The 16,243-nt window shown below is 60.6% G+C and carries 12 protein-coding genes and 1 pseudogene; 4 read left to right on the plus strand and 9 right to left on the minus strand.

Annotation, left to right across the window (positions count from 1 at the left end; translation table 11 throughout):
- Positions 1–5: 5 nt before the first annotated feature.
- The 6 genes from AC3IUA_RS19120 to AC3IUA_RS19145 all read right to left on the minus strand — a co-directional run bounded on the left by AC3IUA_RS19120 (position 6) and on the right by AC3IUA_RS19145 (position 7,953).
- A complete protein-coding gene (locus AC3IUA_RS19120; RefSeq protein ID WP_489356297.1) occupies positions 6–917 on the minus strand; it encodes a hypothetical protein in 912 nt (303 codons plus the stop codon).
- Positions 918–971: 54 nt separating this feature from the next.
- Positions 972–1,805: a hypothetical protein gene (locus tag AC3IUA_RS19125; RefSeq protein WP_489356299.1), complete on the minus strand. Its 834-nt coding sequence runs from the start codon at positions 1,803–1,805 to the stop codon at positions 972–974.
- Complete coding sequence (locus AC3IUA_RS19130; RefSeq protein WP_489356300.1) at positions 1,805–3,592, minus strand: hypothetical protein; 1,788 nt, start codon at positions 3,590–3,592, stop codon at positions 1,805–1,807. Before AC3IUA_RS19130 ends, AC3IUA_RS19125 begins: the two co-directional genes overlap by 1 nt.
- A gap of 17 nt (positions 3,593–3,609) precedes the next feature.
- Positions 3,610–5,103 (minus strand): OmpA family protein, encoded by a 1,494-nt coding sequence (locus AC3IUA_RS19135; protein WP_489356302.1) that lies wholly within the window; start codon positions 5,101–5,103, stop codon positions 3,610–3,612.
- 1,297 nt (positions 5,104–6,400) lie between these two features.
- Entirely contained in the window at positions 6,401–7,609 is a 1,209-nt protein-coding gene (locus tag AC3IUA_RS19140; protein WP_489356304.1) for a cytochrome c biogenesis protein DipZ, read from the minus strand.
- Between the two features lie 80 nt (positions 7,610–7,689).
- On the minus strand, positions 7,690–7,953 hold the full coding sequence (locus tag AC3IUA_RS19145) for a DUF2790 domain-containing protein (RefSeq protein WP_489356306.1): 264 nt from the start codon (positions 7,951–7,953) through the stop codon (positions 7,690–7,692).
- A 292-nt stretch (positions 7,954–8,245) separates the two neighbouring features.
- On the opposite strand from AC3IUA_RS19145, the gene AC3IUA_RS19150 reads away from it, so the two are divergent.
- Together AC3IUA_RS19150 and AC3IUA_RS19155 are read left to right on the plus strand one after the other, a co-directional pair.
- Entirely contained in the window at positions 8,246–8,986 is a 741-nt protein-coding gene (locus AC3IUA_RS19150; RefSeq protein WP_489356308.1) for a response regulator, read from the plus strand.
- Positions 8,983–10,296 carry a sensor histidine kinase gene (locus AC3IUA_RS19155; RefSeq protein WP_489356310.1) on the plus strand — a complete coding sequence of 438 codons (1,314 nt, stop codon included), beginning with the start codon at positions 8,983–8,985 and terminating at the stop codon, positions 10,294–10,296. Before AC3IUA_RS19150 ends, AC3IUA_RS19155 begins: the two co-directional genes overlap by 4 nt.
- A 49-nt stretch (positions 10,297–10,345) precedes the next feature.
- On the opposite strand, the gene AC3IUA_RS19160 is transcribed toward AC3IUA_RS19155, so the two are convergent.
- From AC3IUA_RS19160 to AC3IUA_RS19170, 3 genes are all read right to left on the minus strand, one after another.
- Complete coding sequence (locus tag AC3IUA_RS19160) at positions 10,346–10,546, minus strand: YbdD/YjiX family protein (protein WP_489356312.1); 201 nt, start codon at positions 10,544–10,546, stop codon at positions 10,346–10,348.
- Positions 10,547–10,823: 277 nt separating this feature from the next.
- Positions 10,824–12,002, minus strand: coding sequence for a trans-sulfuration enzyme family protein (locus AC3IUA_RS19165; protein WP_489356314.1), 1,179 nt, complete (start codon positions 12,000–12,002; stop codon positions 10,824–10,826).
- Positions 11,999–13,375 (minus strand): pyridoxal-phosphate dependent enzyme, encoded by a 1,377-nt coding sequence (locus AC3IUA_RS19170; protein ID WP_489362404.1) that lies wholly within the window; start codon positions 13,373–13,375, stop codon positions 11,999–12,001. The genes AC3IUA_RS19165 and AC3IUA_RS19170 overlap by 4 nt, the downstream gene beginning before the upstream one ends.
- A 311-nt stretch (positions 13,376–13,686) precedes the next feature.
- Between AC3IUA_RS19170 and AC3IUA_RS19175 the strand changes: the two genes are divergently transcribed.
- Together AC3IUA_RS19175 and AC3IUA_RS19180 are read left to right on the plus strand one after the other, a co-directional pair.
- Positions 13,687–15,633 (plus strand): DNA topoisomerase III, encoded by a 1,947-nt coding sequence (locus tag AC3IUA_RS19175; protein ID WP_489362405.1) that lies wholly within the window; start codon positions 13,687–13,689, stop codon positions 15,631–15,633.
- 284 nt (positions 15,634–15,917) lie between these two features.
- Positions 15,918–16,181: pseudogene (locus tag AC3IUA_RS19180) on the plus strand (hypothetical protein); the annotation flags it as partial.
- Positions 16,182–16,243: the final 62 nt, after the last annotated feature.

The following is a 16,243-nucleotide window of genomic DNA, read 5'->3' on the forward strand; positions in this document are numbered from 1 at the left end:
GAAACTTACCCATGGTTCTCGTCGTCAGTTGCCTGGATCATGACGAGGGGTTTTCCATGTATCGCCGCATACGTCCCTAGCTGGTTGAGGCGACGATCAAGCTCCAGCAGCAGTCGGTTGCGAGTGGTCAGAACTTCGTTCTTGTTGAAGAACCCGGGCTCAACCGTATAGAGGTTGAACAGGCTGTTGATCTGCGCCGGGGATCTGATGACGTGGTTCTTGTCGGAGCTGTGGTTGTAGAGCGCGACCATGTCCCCGCTAGTGCTGTCAGCCGGCTTCATGAAGAACATCGAAATGGTCTGGCCTTCGCGTATCCGGACATCCTTGTTGGCGAGCTGGAAGCAAGCCTCTTTACCGTCACCAACCCTCACCCAGAACTCATGCTCCTGGACGTTATGGCTACTGACGTAGGACGAAGATGAACCGCCACCTACATAGCCGCTGCCATTGCTGATGTAGCCGCCGCCAGAACGATGAGAATGACCCGCCTCCAGATGCACCTGGTTGCGCTTCTGAGAGTCCAGTACCTCGCCGGTGATGATGAAGAAGTTGAATTGGCGACCGTAGTGGTTGAACGGCTCGTCGATGAATAGTTCGTCTTGCGGCGACAGGCTGATGTCATACATCGTGCGGATCATTTCATCGCGTGCAGCCTTGTCGTTCTTCGCTCGCTCCTGAAGTTCAACCCGGCGGATTCTGGCATCCTCAATGGCCTTCAGGGCTTGCGCCTTGACGATCGGAGTCTTTTCCTGAGCGTAGGCGGCAGCCTTCTCGCCCGCCTCCTTCAGCACTGGCGCGGCCTTCTGGCCTGCCTCAACGGCCAGGTCTTTGGCCTTGTTCAAAGCCTGAACAGCCTTTGCGGCCAGTTCCGGGTTGGCATCGACGGCTTTCTGTTTCAGGTCGTCCCAGAGACTCATCTTCCATTCCTCATCAATCATCAATGAAAAGGCCGTCCGCGGACGGCCGATCAATCACTCGACGGCGATCGTCAACTCAGGGTTGCCGAAGCCTTTCAGCTCTGCATTCGATTTCTCGAAGTAGTTGCTCCAGAAACCTTCAAGGTTCTGGATCATCTTGCCGCTGCGGTAGCCGTTCTTGACCTGGGTAGGCACGAATGCCGCGCCGTGAACGTAGACCCGGGCACCGGCAAAGTCCGCCAGCAGGTTCTGCTTCTCGACCTTTGCCAGCTCCACGCCCGGGTTGATCTCGCGGATGCCGTTGTTGGTGTAGAAGCTGCCAAAGTCGCTGTATTCCAGCATGTCGGACATGAGCAGGATGACCTGCTCATTGACACCTTCGGCAGTGTTGATGTCTTCGCCGATGGACTTCAGGCTAAACAGGATCTCGCTGCGCGGAATGTCCGCGCTGGATTTACCCATCGCGTTAGAGAAGGCCTTGCCGAAGCGCTGATACAGTGCAGCCGACTGGCCCTTCATGCAGCCATCAAACTTACGGCTGGCCATCATCGGTACGTCGCCCAGGACCGCTGGATCGATTGGCTTCTCAAGTGCGCCGGCGAATTGCAGGCGAGTGTAGTGACCTTCGAGGTAAGCACTGAACGAGTACAGGCGCAGCTTGTCGCCTGGCTGCAGGAAGCGCTTGATGTGGCCCCAGGCGGTCTTTTGCAGGTCCTCGGTCAGCGGTGTTGTCTGGTCGACGACTACCGTCAGCATGCGGCCAGAAGGCGCGCTGCGGAACGTTTCGATCTTCGCTTGGGCGTAGCAGCTCGGGACATCATTACGCTCCGCTGCCACGAGGGCAGCGGGCGCAAATGCCAGAGCCAGGATCAGGCTCTTGAACTTCATCAGGCCTCCGACTTGTCGAGCAGCTGGAGTTTGCGGGCACGTCGGATGGTCGCCGCGTCCACGCCTTTCTTGTTGGCCACGTAGTCGATGTCGTCTTCGTCGTAACCGGTCAGATCGCCAAAGGCATTGTGATCAAAGGCTGCCAGCGCAGGGGCAGCGGCCGGAGCCGGGGCAGCTTCAACGACGGGCGCCAGGACCGGGGCAACGACAGGAGCCGGAGTCGGGGCCGGCGCAACTGTCGGTTTGGCGTTGAAGATACTCAGGCCGGCAAACTGCTTCTTGAAATCGGCCAGCGTCGGATCGTTTTCGTCGATCTGATCGAAACGCGGACCGGCAACAGAGATCAACTCGTTGATCCTGGCATTGTCGCCCGCTTCAATTGCAGCGGACAGATCGGCAACGATCTTCTTGAAGTAGTTCTCGATGACCTTGCGGCTCTCTTTGCCGAGGATGTCGGTAATATCCTTGCGCGCTTTGGTTGCAGCTTTTTCGTCTTCCTGGGCGATATAGGATTCGAAGGTGCGGCTCAGCAGATCCGAACGCAACTCTTCCAGTTCCTTGCCACCCACGCGGAACACTTTCATTTGCAGACCCTGGAGCATCCCCAGAGAAGCCTGGGCATCGTTTGCAACGCCGCGGGCCTTGTTTGCGTGGAAGCGCATGAAGTCATCGGCAGTGGAGAATTTATGGGTGAGTTCCCAAGCCTTGCGCGAGTGGGTACCGGCAAAACCGAAGATGAACGCAAGGTAGGTCGAGCTCGCCTGGATGAAGATGAACAGGCCACTCAGTACAGCGAAGGTCACCAGAGACGCGCGGTGCAGCGCATCGATCTGATCTTGAGCCGACTTGCCGGCAACGCTGTCAGACAGGGCTTGCATGTCGTCCGGAATCGGCACGCCGTTTGATGCCACCGGGAAGTCATCAGCGGACTGGACCACTGCCGGCGGGTTAGCGATCAGGTCGGACTCTTGAGCATTGAGGGTTTCGGTACGGACCCAGAACGCAGCAACCGCCAAGCCGATGATGAACACGCCATAGCCGATGAGCATGGTGTAGCGCTTGGCAGGCATGTCGCCGTCTTTGTCCACCTTCACGCGGTTCAGCATCTGCTGATACCGAGCGCACGCATCATCGTCATAGGTATTGTCGATGGTGATGATGTGGGTACTGATCATATCGCCGCCAGCACCCGTGCGGCGCAGGTTCTCGTAGGACATGATGTTGTCGACGACACGGTTCTTGTAGAGCGCGCGGCCGGCGAACTCAGAAAGGAACAGGCCGATGATCGAGATCACCAGGCCGATTGCGAAGGCACCCGCCAGCGCCGTGTTCGGTGTTGCCAATGTCAGGGCAAACGGCGCCAGGGCGAAACCGAAAGCCGTGGCCTCGATCAGCATCAGGACAATGATCAGCGTCCAAAGGCCAATGCCCTTCTCTCTTCGACCATCTTCGTTGATCTTGCCGAGGTAGTCCTGGTTGCGACGAAAGTTGGCTTCCGAAGGCTGGTGTACCCGATAGTATTTATCGTAGAACGAGCACAGTTCGCGCTCGGACGACAGAAAACCGAGTGGCTTGGGGTTGGTTTCGCTGGGCTTTTCCTTATCGCCCGGGTGCTTGACCCAATGGCTGATCCGGCCAAACCCGGGCAGGCGAATACGGACCTTCATCAGCCAGTATTTATAGGAAGACCAGTAGACAATCACCGGGATTGCCAGGAGTACCGTGAAGACGACCGGGATGATCACATACCAGTACGCCATGAAAAACGTGCGGAAAATTTCGAGCATTGTTAGTCCCTCTATGCTTAGCGGCGCGCTGGAATGAACTGAGCGACGTAAGCGTCACCCTGTTTCGGGTAATAAATTTCGCCTGCGACTGCGCTGCCAGCACGCTTGTCAAAAACGATGTCCATGCAAGTGATCGGAGATTTCTGCTGATCGACGGCAAATACCCGATACAGAATCTGGCTCTCACCCTCGTAGGTGTTGGCGATAGATGCGTAGCTCGGGCTCTGCTTCTTCTGCGGTGTTGCGAAGTCAGTGATGAACTGCATTTTTGGCGCTTGAGCAATTTTGGCGTCATCACGCAGAACAGCGATCGGGCCCACAGTGACGGAGTGGCCGTTGACCGCATTCGCCCAGGGTTTGCCAGTCAGGCCAGGGAAGAATTCATTAGTCGCGAACTCATTCAGTGGCTTGTCATCAGCCAGGCTCTTGACCTGACCCTCGATGCGCGGCTGGTCGGCTACGCACGAGCTGAGGGGAGCATTCGCGTTAGCGGTGCCGATGAAGGAGAAAGACGAGCTTTTCGGCGTGATACCCATGGCCAGGGCCGATCGCGTGTCCGTCACGGCATTGCCGCCGAAGTCGACGCCACCCTTGCCGTCCAGCGCAACACTCGGCGAGCGGCTGGGGTTGGCGGACGCTGGCTCTTTAACCGCAGCCGGCAGCGTCACCGCGGGTGCCTGAGCGACCGGCGCCACAGGCTGGGTGCTGGCGACCACGACAGGTTTGGTTGTCGGCGATCTGGTGCTGGCAGGCTTGGAGCTGGCAGGCTTGACCTGGGCCGCAGGCGCTGTGCCGTGAGCAAGGTACTTGGCGTTGCTGCGTTCACTGCGCACGCGCTCGACCAGCAGCTTCTCGCTGTCGACTTCGACAAACTCGACACGACGGTTCTCGGCACGACCTTGCTCGGTGGTGTTGTTAGCCAGAGGGCGGGAAGCACCAGCGCCCTGGTAGTAAATATCCTGACGCGCGATACCCACATCAGCCAGGATCTGGCCTACAGCGCGAGCGCGCTGCTCGGACAGCTTCTGGTTGAATTCAGCCGCGCCGGTGGCATCGGTGTGGCCGACCACAAGAACCTTCTTGGGCTTCTGAGGGGCTGGTTGCTGACCCTGAGCCGGTTGCTTGTCCGCCAATGCCGCCGCCAGGCGAGTCAGCTGGCGACGGCCGTCGGCTGTCAGCTCTGCCGATCCGACAGTAAACATCTCGGAGGACTGCACTTGCGCTTCAACACCAACGGCCTGCACGCTCGGCTTTGCCGTTGGCGTAGTGGCGACGTTAGCGTTCAGCTCATTGACCTGCATGACCAGGCCTTCTTCTTTTGCGATTGCTTGCAGCTTCTGCACCCGCTCACGGTACAGCAGTGCTACACCACAACCCGCGCCGCCACCGATGGCTGCGCCCTTCACGTAGTCGCCACCGTTGCCTTTACTCAAGGCAACTACGGCGATCCCGAGGGCTGCGCCAACAGCGCCGCCAGCAAGACATGCGCTGGTACCCGAGGACGCGCCCATGTAGTCATCAACTGTGGCGCAGCCACTAAGGCCTGATGCAATCGCAAGTGCGACTGCCGTAGGTCTCAATACTCGATTTGCAAGCATGTGAATGCCCCTCTCCCCATTACAAAGTCCGTCAATCCGACGGGAGTTTTTTTCAGCTCAACGGCTGAATTCATAGCGACCCGGAGGTCGTCAAATAGTCCTGCGGTGTGTTTTTTTATCGATAGAAGTCAGCCATTTTGAATGGCGTGATCAAGGTCGATGCCTGCAACGCATCTACACTTCGAGATACCGGGCGGCTGTTCGTGAGCGTCGGCCTAGTGACGCGGTTGAAAGTCCCGGTATCAGTCAGAGAGCCAGCGCCAGAGAGCCTGGCACGGCGGGGCCGGCCGCAAACCGGACTGCCTGCGGTGCCATGCACCCCATCGCGCGCGCAGGGTGAAGCCGCAGACAGGCAGAGGCCCGAACCGCTTGCATTGAGGTGAATTGCAGGCAAAAGGATGATGCGTTTGCCGAAGCGAAAGCCCATGGGAGGGAATGTCCGTATAAATAAAAGGCCCTGAAGGCCTGCTCGTCCGTGTGAGTAGTTTACGCTCAGAATGTGACGAATCTAACACAATAAGGAAGCAGACCAATCGGGCAAAAGCGTCCGACTACAGGATAAATGCTGTTTTCTTGGCTAGATCCGGTCGGCGCGTAGGAGCTGCCGCAGGCTGCGATCTTTTCGGCGGCGCCGCAAAGGCAGGATCAAAAGATCGCAGCCTGCGGCAGCTCCTACCGGGGTTTGTGTGCACCCGCCCCATTGCAGGTGTACCCGGTCGGCGCGTAGGAGCTGCCGCAGGCTGCGATCTTTTTGGGGGCGCCGAAAAGGCAGGATCAAAAGATCGCAGCCTGCGACAGCTCCTACCGGGGTTTGTGTGCACCCAGCCCATTGCGGGGTGTACCCGGTCGGCGCGTAGGAGCTGCCGCAGGCTGCGATCTTTTTGGGGGCGCCGAAAAGGCAGGATCAAAAGATCGCAGCCTGCGGCAGCTCCTACCGGGGGGTTTGTGTGCACCCAACCCATTGCAGGTGTACCCGGTCGGCGCGTAGGAGCTGCCGCAGGCTGCGATCTTTTCGGCGGCGCCGCAAAGGCAGGATCAAAAGATCGCAGCCTGCGGCAGCTCCTACCGGGGGGTTTGTGTGCACCCAACCCATTGCAGGTGTACCCGGTCGGCGCGTAGGAGCTGCCGCAGGCTGCGATCTTTTCGGCGGCGCCGCAAAGGCAGGATCAAAAGATCGCAGCCTGTGTATCCACAACAAACAGGCCGGCTGTCAGCCCGCCTTCGCTTCCTCCAGCAGTTGCTGAATAACCTTCTCCTGCTCGGCATAACTGCCTTCACCAAAGTGGCTATAGCGAACCTGACCCTTGGCATCGATAAAGTAATGGGCAGGCCAGTACTGATTGTCGAATGCGCGCCAGATCGCATAATTGTTGTCGATAGCCACCGGGTAGCCGATGCCGAGCTGTTTAACCTGCTTACGGACGTTGTCGATGATTTTCTCGTAAGGGTACTCGGGCGTATGAACGCCAATGACCACCAGGCCGTCCTTCTCGTACTTCTTCGCCCAGTCATTCACATAAGGCAAGGTGTGCTGGCAGTTGATGCAGTCGTAAGTCCAGAAGTCCACCAGCACTACTTTGCCGCGCAGTGACTCACTGCTCAGCGGTGCAGAATTGAGCCACTCGACCGCCCCCGACAGCGGCGGCAAGGTGCCTTTCACTCCCAACTCCATCGATGACGCCGCGCTGACTTTGCTGACGAAGTAGTCGACCACCTTGGGGATCTTTTCCAGGATGCTTTTCTCCACAGCGGCAGAGCCCTGGGAAGAAGTGCCAGCGAGCAGTTTGTTATCGACGCCGGTGGAAATCACCACCGCTGCCAGCAGTACCGCGAAACCCGCCCCACGGCGCAACCAGCCAGTGACCGGTATCGAAGGTTTCAAGCGGCTGACCAGCCCGCGCCCGGCGAAGATCAGCGTCCCCAGGGACAGCGCACTGCCCAGGCCATAGGCCAACAGCAACAGGCTGGTGCCTGCGTTAGCGCCTTGCAACATCGCGCCGCTGAGGATCACCCCGAGGATCGGCCCGGCGCACGGCGCCCAGAGCAGCCCCGTGGCAACGCCCACCAGCACCGAGGCCAATGGCCCGGACATTTTGCGACTGGCAGGATCAATGCGGTTGCCGAGCAGGACGAAGGGCCGTGCCAGCCAGTCACCGACTCTGGCGGAGATCAGCGACAGGGCGAACAGCACCATGACGATCAGGGCCAGATGGCGACCGGTGTTGTTGGCCTGGATCACCCATTCGCTGCTCACCACCGCAAGGCTCGATACCAGCGCGAAGGTCAACACCATGCCACTCAAGGTAAGAAAGACCGAGGAACGTGAACGGCCCGCCCGAGCGAACAGGAACGGCACGACCGGCAGAATGCAGGGGCTGAGGACAGTCAATATCCCGCCCAGGAATGCAATGAGTAACATGGGATTACCTTTTGAGTTTTATCGCGAGACTGGCGGCGCTGCTGCGCAATCTCGCTCGGGAGGGTTATTGCTGCAGCTGATCAGCTGCCCAGGTTGCAGGCTTCAGCGAATTTGCTGTAGTCGAGGGCGCGTTTCTGGCCCTGTGAATTCAGGTACGTCAGGCGGGCATTCACCACCTCGCAGAACGCTCCACCCTCATCCACAGTGGAGAGCACCTTTTGGATATCCAGATGAGTGCCATAGGAGTAGGTTTCAGCTTTAAGGTCGGCTTCGGCGTGGGCAGAAATCGCCACAGCGTTCAGCGCGACGAACAGGCAGGCGGCGTAGAGGGGATTCCAGTTCATGGGTGTTTCCTCAGGTCTTCAATGGGCGATGGGTTGAGGCGTTTCGCATTGCCTCGATGGAGCTTATTGAATGCCCTTGAGGTATCTCGAATGTGTCGTAAACAACCGTCCATCAAGTCGATAAGTATCAAAATGGCGACTGGATACAGTTAGATACATCCAGCCGAAAAAGCGTCGACTTTGTATCCCTGTGTATCCAGCGCTACCCAGATACAGCGCAATACAAAGGACGGCGGCATGGGCCTTGCGACTCACTAGAATGCGCAAAGTCCGAATATCAGAGGGTTGTACGATGGAACATGTGGATCACATTCTGATCGTCGACGATGACCGCGAAATCCGCGAGTTAGTGGGCAACTACCTGAAGAAGAACGGCCTGCGCAGCACGGTGGTCGCCGATGGACGGCAGATGCGCTCCTTCCTCGAATCCAACACGGTCGACCTGATCGTTCTGGACATCATGATGCCGGGCGATGATGGCCTGCTGCTGTGTCGTGAGTTGCGTTCCGGCAAACACAAGACCACGCCAATCCTCATGCTGACCGCGCGCAACGACGAAACCGACCGCATCATCGGCCTCGAAATGGGCGCCGACGACTACCTGACCAAGCCGTTTTCCGCCCGCGAATTGCTCGCCAGGATCAACGCCGTGTTGCGGCGCACCCGGATGCTGCCGCCCAATCTGGTGATCACCGAAAGCGGCCGGCTGCTGGGTTTCGGCCGCTGGCGCCTGGACACCACTGCCCGCCACTTGCTGGACGAAGACGGCACCCTGGTAGCCCTGAGTGGCGCCGAATACCGTCTGTTGCGGGTGTTCCTCGATCACCCGCAGCGGGTGCTCAGTCGTGATCAACTGCTCAACCTGACCCAGGGCCGCGACGCCGATCTGTTCGATCGCTCCATCGACCTGCTGGTGAGCCGTCTGCGCCAACGGCTGATGGATGACTCCCGCGACTCGACCTACATCAAGACAGTGCGCAGCGAGGGTTACGTGTTCTCCTTCCCGGTGGAAATCCTCGGTGCCCAGCCATGAGTCTCGCGCTGCGCTGGCCGCGCACGCTGGCCTCTCAACTGTCGCTGATTTTCCTGGTCGGCCTGATCGTCGCCCACGGCCTGTCCTTTGGCGTGCAATTCTACGAACGTTATCAAAGCGCAGAAGCGATGTTGATGGGCAACCTGGAGAACGATGTCTCGATCGCCGTCGCGGTCCTCGACCGTTTACCGGCCGCGGAGCGTGCCGACTGGGTGCCGCGATTCGAGCGCCGGACGTATCGCTACCTGCTGGGCGAAGGCGAGCCTGGTACCCCTATCGACCTTAAAGATGCCCATGATGCCGTGCAGTCGATCGAAGACGCCGTGGGCAAACAGTATCCCCTGAGCTATACCCGCATCCCCGGGCCGATGGCGCATTTCCAGGCTCACTTGAAGCTCAGCGACGGCACCCCGCTCACTATAGACGCCAGACCTTCGGTCATGCCCTTGTCCTCGTGGCTGCCGCTGGTCTTGCTGGTGCAACTGACACTGTTGCTCTTGTGCACCTGGCTGGCCGTCAGGGTCGCCATTCGGCCGCTGACACGCCTGGCCCGGGCCGTGGAAACCCTCGATCCGAATGTCCACAGCGTGCATCTGGATGAAAACGGCCCGACTGAAGTCGCCCACGCCGCCGCCGCCTTCAATTCGATGCAGGACCGCATCGCGGCCTATCTCAAGGAACGGATGCAACTGCTGGCGGCGATTTCCCATGACCTGCAGACACCGATCACGCGCATGAAGCTGCGAGCCGAATTCATGGATGACTCCAACGAGAAAGACAAACTCTGGCAGGACCTTGGCGAGATCGAACATCTGGTCCGCGAAGGCGTCGCCTATGCGCGCAGCGTCCATGGTGCCACCGAAGCCAGTTGCCGGATCGACCTGGATTCTTTCCTCGACAGCCTGGTCTACGACTACCAGGACATGGGCAAAAAGGTGGAACTCGGCGAGAAGAATGCCGCGGTGATCCAGACCCGCCCCCATGCGTTGCGCCGGGTGCTGGTCAACCTGGTGGACAACGCCCTGAAATTCGCCGGAGCGGCGCACATCGAGGTCCAGACCAAGTCCAGTTCAAGCCTCGCGATACGGGTACTGGACCGCGGACCGGGGATCGCCGAGGAAGAACTTGGGCAGGTATTGCAGCCCTTCTATCGGGTAGAAAACTCGCGCAACCGCGATACTGGCGGCACCGGGCTGGGCCTGGCCATCGCCCAGCAACTGGCGCTGGCCATCGGCGGATCGCTGACCTTGAGCAACCGCGAAGGCGGCGGCCTGTGCGCAGAGCTTGAGCTCAAGCGGCAGCCGGATTGAGGTTGGCTGCCTGATTCCAGGAGCCGCTGAGATCTAATGTGGGAAGTCTTCAGCAGCAGCGCGTGGTACAGCTGCGATTGCCGTAGCGCGCCTCCTGACGTTCGCGAAAAAACGCCGAGTAGCTCATCACTGGCTGGTCTGGATGATTGAGCGCCATTTGCGCGAGGTAGTTGTCGTAATCCGGGACACCCACCATCAGGCGCGCGCTCTGGCTGAGGAACTTGGCGGCATGCTGCAGTTTGCGGTACATGGCGGATCTCTCTTCAGGGGGTGGGGACCGCTCCATGAAATCGCATTCATGTATCTGCAATGTGTCGGCACCCCGGTCATTTGTATGTTCAAGTATCCGAAGCAGCGACTTCGGCCTGCTCCAGGAAGCCCCGCAAGCCTTCGCCGATGCGGTCACCGATGTGTTGGCCCTTTGAGCAAGAGACCGGATGGGTAGAGAACGAAATTCCTGGCTCCGCACATCCCCGTAGCAGCGCCAGCTGCTACATTTGGCCAGGGCATGGTTTACAACTATCTCTTCAAATCAGCGCCAGCGCCTGGGCCAGGTCGGCGCGCAGGTCTTCGACATCCTCGACACCCACTGACAAACGCACCAGCGCATCGCCGATGCCGAGCTGCGCACGGGTTTGGGCGGGGATGCTGGCGTGGGTCATGATCGCCGGGTGCTCGATCAGGCTTTCCACCCCGCCCAGGCTCTCGGCCAAGGCGAAGATCCGCACACTCTCGAGGAAGCGCTTGGCACCAGCCAGGTCGCTGTTCAGGTCGAGGGAAATCATCCCGCCGAATCCGCGCATCTGCTGCCGCGCCAGTTCGTGCTGCGGGTGCGACGCCAGCCCTGGATAATAGACGCGCGCCACCTGCGGCTGGCGTTCCAGCCATTGCGCCAGCTCCAGCGCGTTGCTGCAGTGACGCTCCATGCGCAGCGCCAGGGTCTTCACTCCACGCAGGGTGAGGAAAGCGTCGAACGGCCCGGCGATAGCACCCACCGCGTTCTGCAGGAAGCCAAGGCGCTCGGCCAGATCGACGTTCTGCCCGACCACCGCGATGCCGCCGATCACGTCGGAGTGGCCGTTCAGATACTTGGTCGTCGAGTGCAGCACGATATCGAAGCCCAGCTCCAGCGGGCGCTGTATCCACGGGCTGGCAAAGGTGTTGTCGGCCACACAGATAATGCCTCGGTCACGACAGATGCGCGCGACGGCGGCGAGGTCAGTGAGGCTCAGCAAGGGATTGCTCGGCGTCTCGACCCAGACCATCCGCGTGTCGTCTTGCAGCGCCGCTTCGAATACCGCCAGGTCAGTCAGGTCGACGAAGCTGAAGCGATGCCCGGCGCTGCGCCGGCGCACTTTATCGAACAGTCGGAAAGTACCACCGTACAAGTCATTGCCGGAGACGATGTGCGCGCCAGCGTCGAGCAGTTCCAGCACGTTGGAGATCGCCGCCAGCCCGGACGCGAAAGCGAAGGCCTGGGTACCGCCTTCGAGGTCCGCGACGCAACGCTCCAGCGCCCAGCGCGTGGGGTTGTGCGAGCGCCCGTAGTCGAGGCCTTTGTGCACGCCGGGGCTCTGTTGCAAGTAGGTGGAGTTGGCGTAAATCGGCGGCATCAGTGCCCCGGTGGAAGGGTCCGGCGCCTGCCCGGCATGGATTACACGGGTGCCGAAGGCGCGTGGCGCGGCGGTTTCATCGTGCTGACTCATGTGAGGGATCTCCGCAAGTGATTGAGCATGTCGACGCGGGTAATCAGGCCGTGGAAGCCCGAGGCGTCGGCGATAATCGCCACCAGCCCCCGGTCCAGCACCCCCTCCAGTTCAGCCAGACTGGCGCCGGGCGGCAGGGTTTCCAGCTTGTCGGTCATCGCGCTGGCCACGGTCATTCGGAAGTGCGAAGCGTCTTCATGCACGCCAAGCAGAATATCGGACTCGTCGATCACGCCGACCAGCTGCTGGCCGTCCACCAGCACCGGCAGTTGCGACACATCAGCCAGGCGCATGCGCTGGAAGGCGGTGAGCAGCGTGTCGTCCGGGCTCACGCTGATCACCCGGCCGTCCTCGAAGCGCCGCGCGATCAGGTCGCGCAAATCGTCGTAGCGCTTGCGCGCAAGCAAGCCCTGATCGGTCATCCACTGGTCGTTGTAGATCTTCGACAGGTAGCGGGTGCCGGTGTCGCAGACGAAGCTGACCACCCGCTTCGGCTCGGTTTGCTCGCGGCAGTAGCGCAGCGCCGCCGCCAGCAACGTGCCTGTCGAAGAACCGCCGAGAATGCCTTCGGCGCGCAGCAGCTGGCGGGCATGATCGAAGCTTTCCTCGTCGCTGATCGAATAGGCCTGACGCACGCTGGAAAGGTCGGCAATCGACGGGATGAAATCTTCGCCGATGCCCTCCACCGCCCAGGAACCGGGCGTACCTAGGGTGCCGCTGCGGCTGTATTCGGCCACCACTGAACCGACCGGGTCAGCCAGCACCATGACCAGGTTCGGCTGCACCCGGCGAAAGAAGCGGGTCAGCCCGGTCAGCGTACCGGCCGAACCGACGCCGACGACGATGGCATCCAGATCATGCTGAGTCTGCGCCCAGATCTCCGGAGCGGTGCTGCACTCGTGGGCCAGCGGGTTGGCCGGATTGTTGAACTGATCGGCGAAGAAGGCATCGGGAATATCCTGCGCCAGCCGCGCGGCAACGTCCTGGTAGTAATCGGGATGGCCCTTGCCGACGTCGGAGCGGGTGATGTGCACCTCGGCGCCCATCGCCTTGAGGTGCAGGACCTTCTCGGTGGACATCTTGTCCGGCACCACCAGTACCACCCGGTAACCCTTGGCGCGGCCGACCAGGGCCAGGCCGAGGCCGGTGTTGCCGGCGGTGGCTTCGACTATGGTGCCGCCGGGTCGCAGGCGGCCATCGCGCTCGGCCGCGTCGATCATCGCCAGGCCGATGCGATCCTTGATCGAACCGCCGGGGTTCTGCGATTCGAGCTTGAGAAACAGCGTGCATGGGCCGGTATCGAAGCGGCTGACGCGCACCAGCGGCGTATTACCGATCAGTTCGAGCACGGCGGGACGGGAGTCGTTCGGCATATCGTCACCTCGCTGCGGGAATCCCCACTGGATGGACAGCAACTTGCGGCCAGTCAGCGCGCCAGTCGCAACCAATGCATCGCTTGGAACATAGGCCGGGATTGCGCCACTCGCAACCTTGCGCAGCCAGCCGGTAGCGTCGCCGCTTGCAACGGAATCGCGCCACTGTGTAAAGCCGGGCACCTCGAAAACTGCGGCAACACCCGATCGCCTACACATTTATCTGTATATCCATACAGATAAAGGTTGCCCAAATGCGCGGCACTGCGCATCCTGTGCAGCTTCAAGACCCGTAAGAGATGATGGTGGTTATGCGGCTGTTCCTGTGCGAGAAACCTTCCCAGGCCAAAGATATCGCTGCGATACTCGGTGCCAAACGCCGTGGCGACGGCTGTTGGGTGGGGGCGGATGTCACCGTGACCTGGTGCATCGGCCACCTGCTGGAAACCGCGCCGCCGGATGCTTATGACGCCCGCTACAAGCGCTGGGTGCTGGCCGATCTGCCGATCGTCCCCGAGAAGTGGAAGATGCTGGTCAAGCCCAGGACCGCCACCCAGTTCAAGGCGGTCAAACGATTGCTTGGCGAGGCCGACGAACTGGTTATCGCCACCGATGCCGACCGTGAGGGTGAGATGATTGCCCGCGAGTTGGTGGAACACTGCCGTTATCGGGGGCCTATTCAACGTCTGTGGCTGTCAGCCCTGGACGACGCATCGATCCGCAAGGCATTGACGCTGCTCAAGCCCGGAGCCGAGACCTTCAGCCTTTACCATTCGGCCCTGGGACGCTCGCGCGCCGACTGGTTGATCGGGATGAACATGAGCCGGCTGTTTACCCTGCTTGGACGGCAATCCGGCTACCAGGGTGTGCTGCCCGTGGGTCGCGTACAAACCCCGACCCTGCGACTGGTGGTGGATCGTGATCGCAGCATTGCCGATTTCGTACCGGTGGCGTACTGGGCTATCGACGTACAGCTGGTGCAGGATGACACGACCTTCACCGCCCATTGGCGCGCGGCGCCAGATGTCTGCGACGAGCAGGACCGCTGCCTGAACCAGGCACTGGCGCAAGCCGCTGCGACGGCCATGCGCAACGCCAGCAGCGCCCGGGTGGTCAGGCTGCGTACCGAACGAGTGCGCGAAGCCGCGCCCCTGCCCTTCGATCTGGGCACGCTGCAGGAAGTCTGTTCGAAGAAGCTCGGGCTGGGCGCACAGGAAACCCTGGACATTGCCCAGGCGCTGTATGAAACCCATAAGGTCATCACCTACCCGCGCAGCGATTGCGGCTACCTGCCGCTGAGCCAGCACAGCGAGGCGCCGAAGATTCTGGCGGCCCTGGGACGAGCCGATCCGGCACTGACCGAGCTGCTCAAGTACATCGAGCCACAGCGCCGATCGCGGGCCTGGAACGACGCGAAGGTCAGTGCTCACCACGGCATTATCCCGACGGGCGCCAGCAAGGACCTCGAGCGCCTGGTGGGCAAACAACGCGCCGTCTACACCTTGATTCGAGCACGTTACCTGGCGCAGTTCCTGCCGAACCACGAGTACGACCGGACCCAGGCCGACTTCGACTGCGCCGGCCAAGCCTTGCGCGCGGTGGGCAAGCTGATCGTCGAACCGGGCTGGAAGCGTGCGTTGCCCGAAGCCCTGGCGCCGGCCAAAGGCCGCGAAGCACCTGCCCCGCAAACGCTGCCGGCGCTGGCCGAGGGCCGCGATTGCGCAGTTGCCGAGGTGATCTTGAAAGACCTCTGGACCCAGCCGCCGAAACCTTTTACCGAAGGCGACCTGATCAAGGCGATGAAGAACGTCGCCAAACTGGTAGTGGATCCCCTGCTCAAACAGAAACTCAAGGACACCACCGGTATCGGCACCGAGGCGACTCGCGCCGGGATCATCCAGGGTTTGCTCGATCGAGGCTATCTGGTCAAGAACGGCAAGGCCCTGGCAGCCACTCCGGCCGCTTTCAGCCTGATCGACGCCGTTCCCCGAGCCATTGCCGATCCCGGTACCACGGCAATTTGGGAGCAGGCGCTGGATATGGTGCAAAGCGGCGAGATGAGCCTGGAGGAGTTCGTCACCCGGCAGGCCGCCTGGATGAGCAAACACGTGAGCCGTTGTGTCGGCCTGCGCCTGACCATCAGCGGCCCGGCGAGCCCGGCAGGTAGCGGCGCAGCGCCCTGGAAGAAAAAGCGCAAGCCAACAAAGCGCAAGGCTACAACCTCGACCAAACGCACAACCAAAGTCGGGCAGCCATAGTTTTTCAGTATGATCTGAAAATTTTTCAGGAATTTTGACCTTTTTATCGCGCACGCCTAAAGATTCGATCTTTGTATGACGTCGCGCCCTCAACACCTGGCAAGCCTTCCGGGGGGCGGTCGCTGCGGTGGGGGGCACGATGTCGATGGCAGCTCGGGGAGCGCGCACCCCACAACAGGCCGGTAACCCCGGTGTCAGGGTAGTTGTCGCGAAGATCAAAAGATCGCAGCCTGCGGCAGCTCCTACACGGGATTGCGGACACCCGCGATATTGCAGGGGCACACGGACGGCGTAGGAGCTGGCGCAGCCTGCGATCTGTTGGCGATTCTGAAGATTACCCAAGAGCAAGAGCAAAAGATCGCAGCCTGCGGCACGTGCCCCTCACCAGACAAGCCAGCCGTACACCAGCCTGGAAAGGCTTTTACGAAGAGCAAAGAGTTCGAGGCTTCAGCACCACTCAGGCGCTGGTGATACTGGCTCGCAAGCTTGCCCGGATCGTATTTGCCCCGCTGAAAGAGCAGAGCGAATACCAACTAAAAGCCGGTTGAGGGCTTCCCCTCAACCATAGAATCTCCCACGTTGTGGCCGTTTCAAACATAGCGCAATGGAC

It is taken from the genome of Pseudomonas sp. KH_050, from assembly GCF_057838875.1.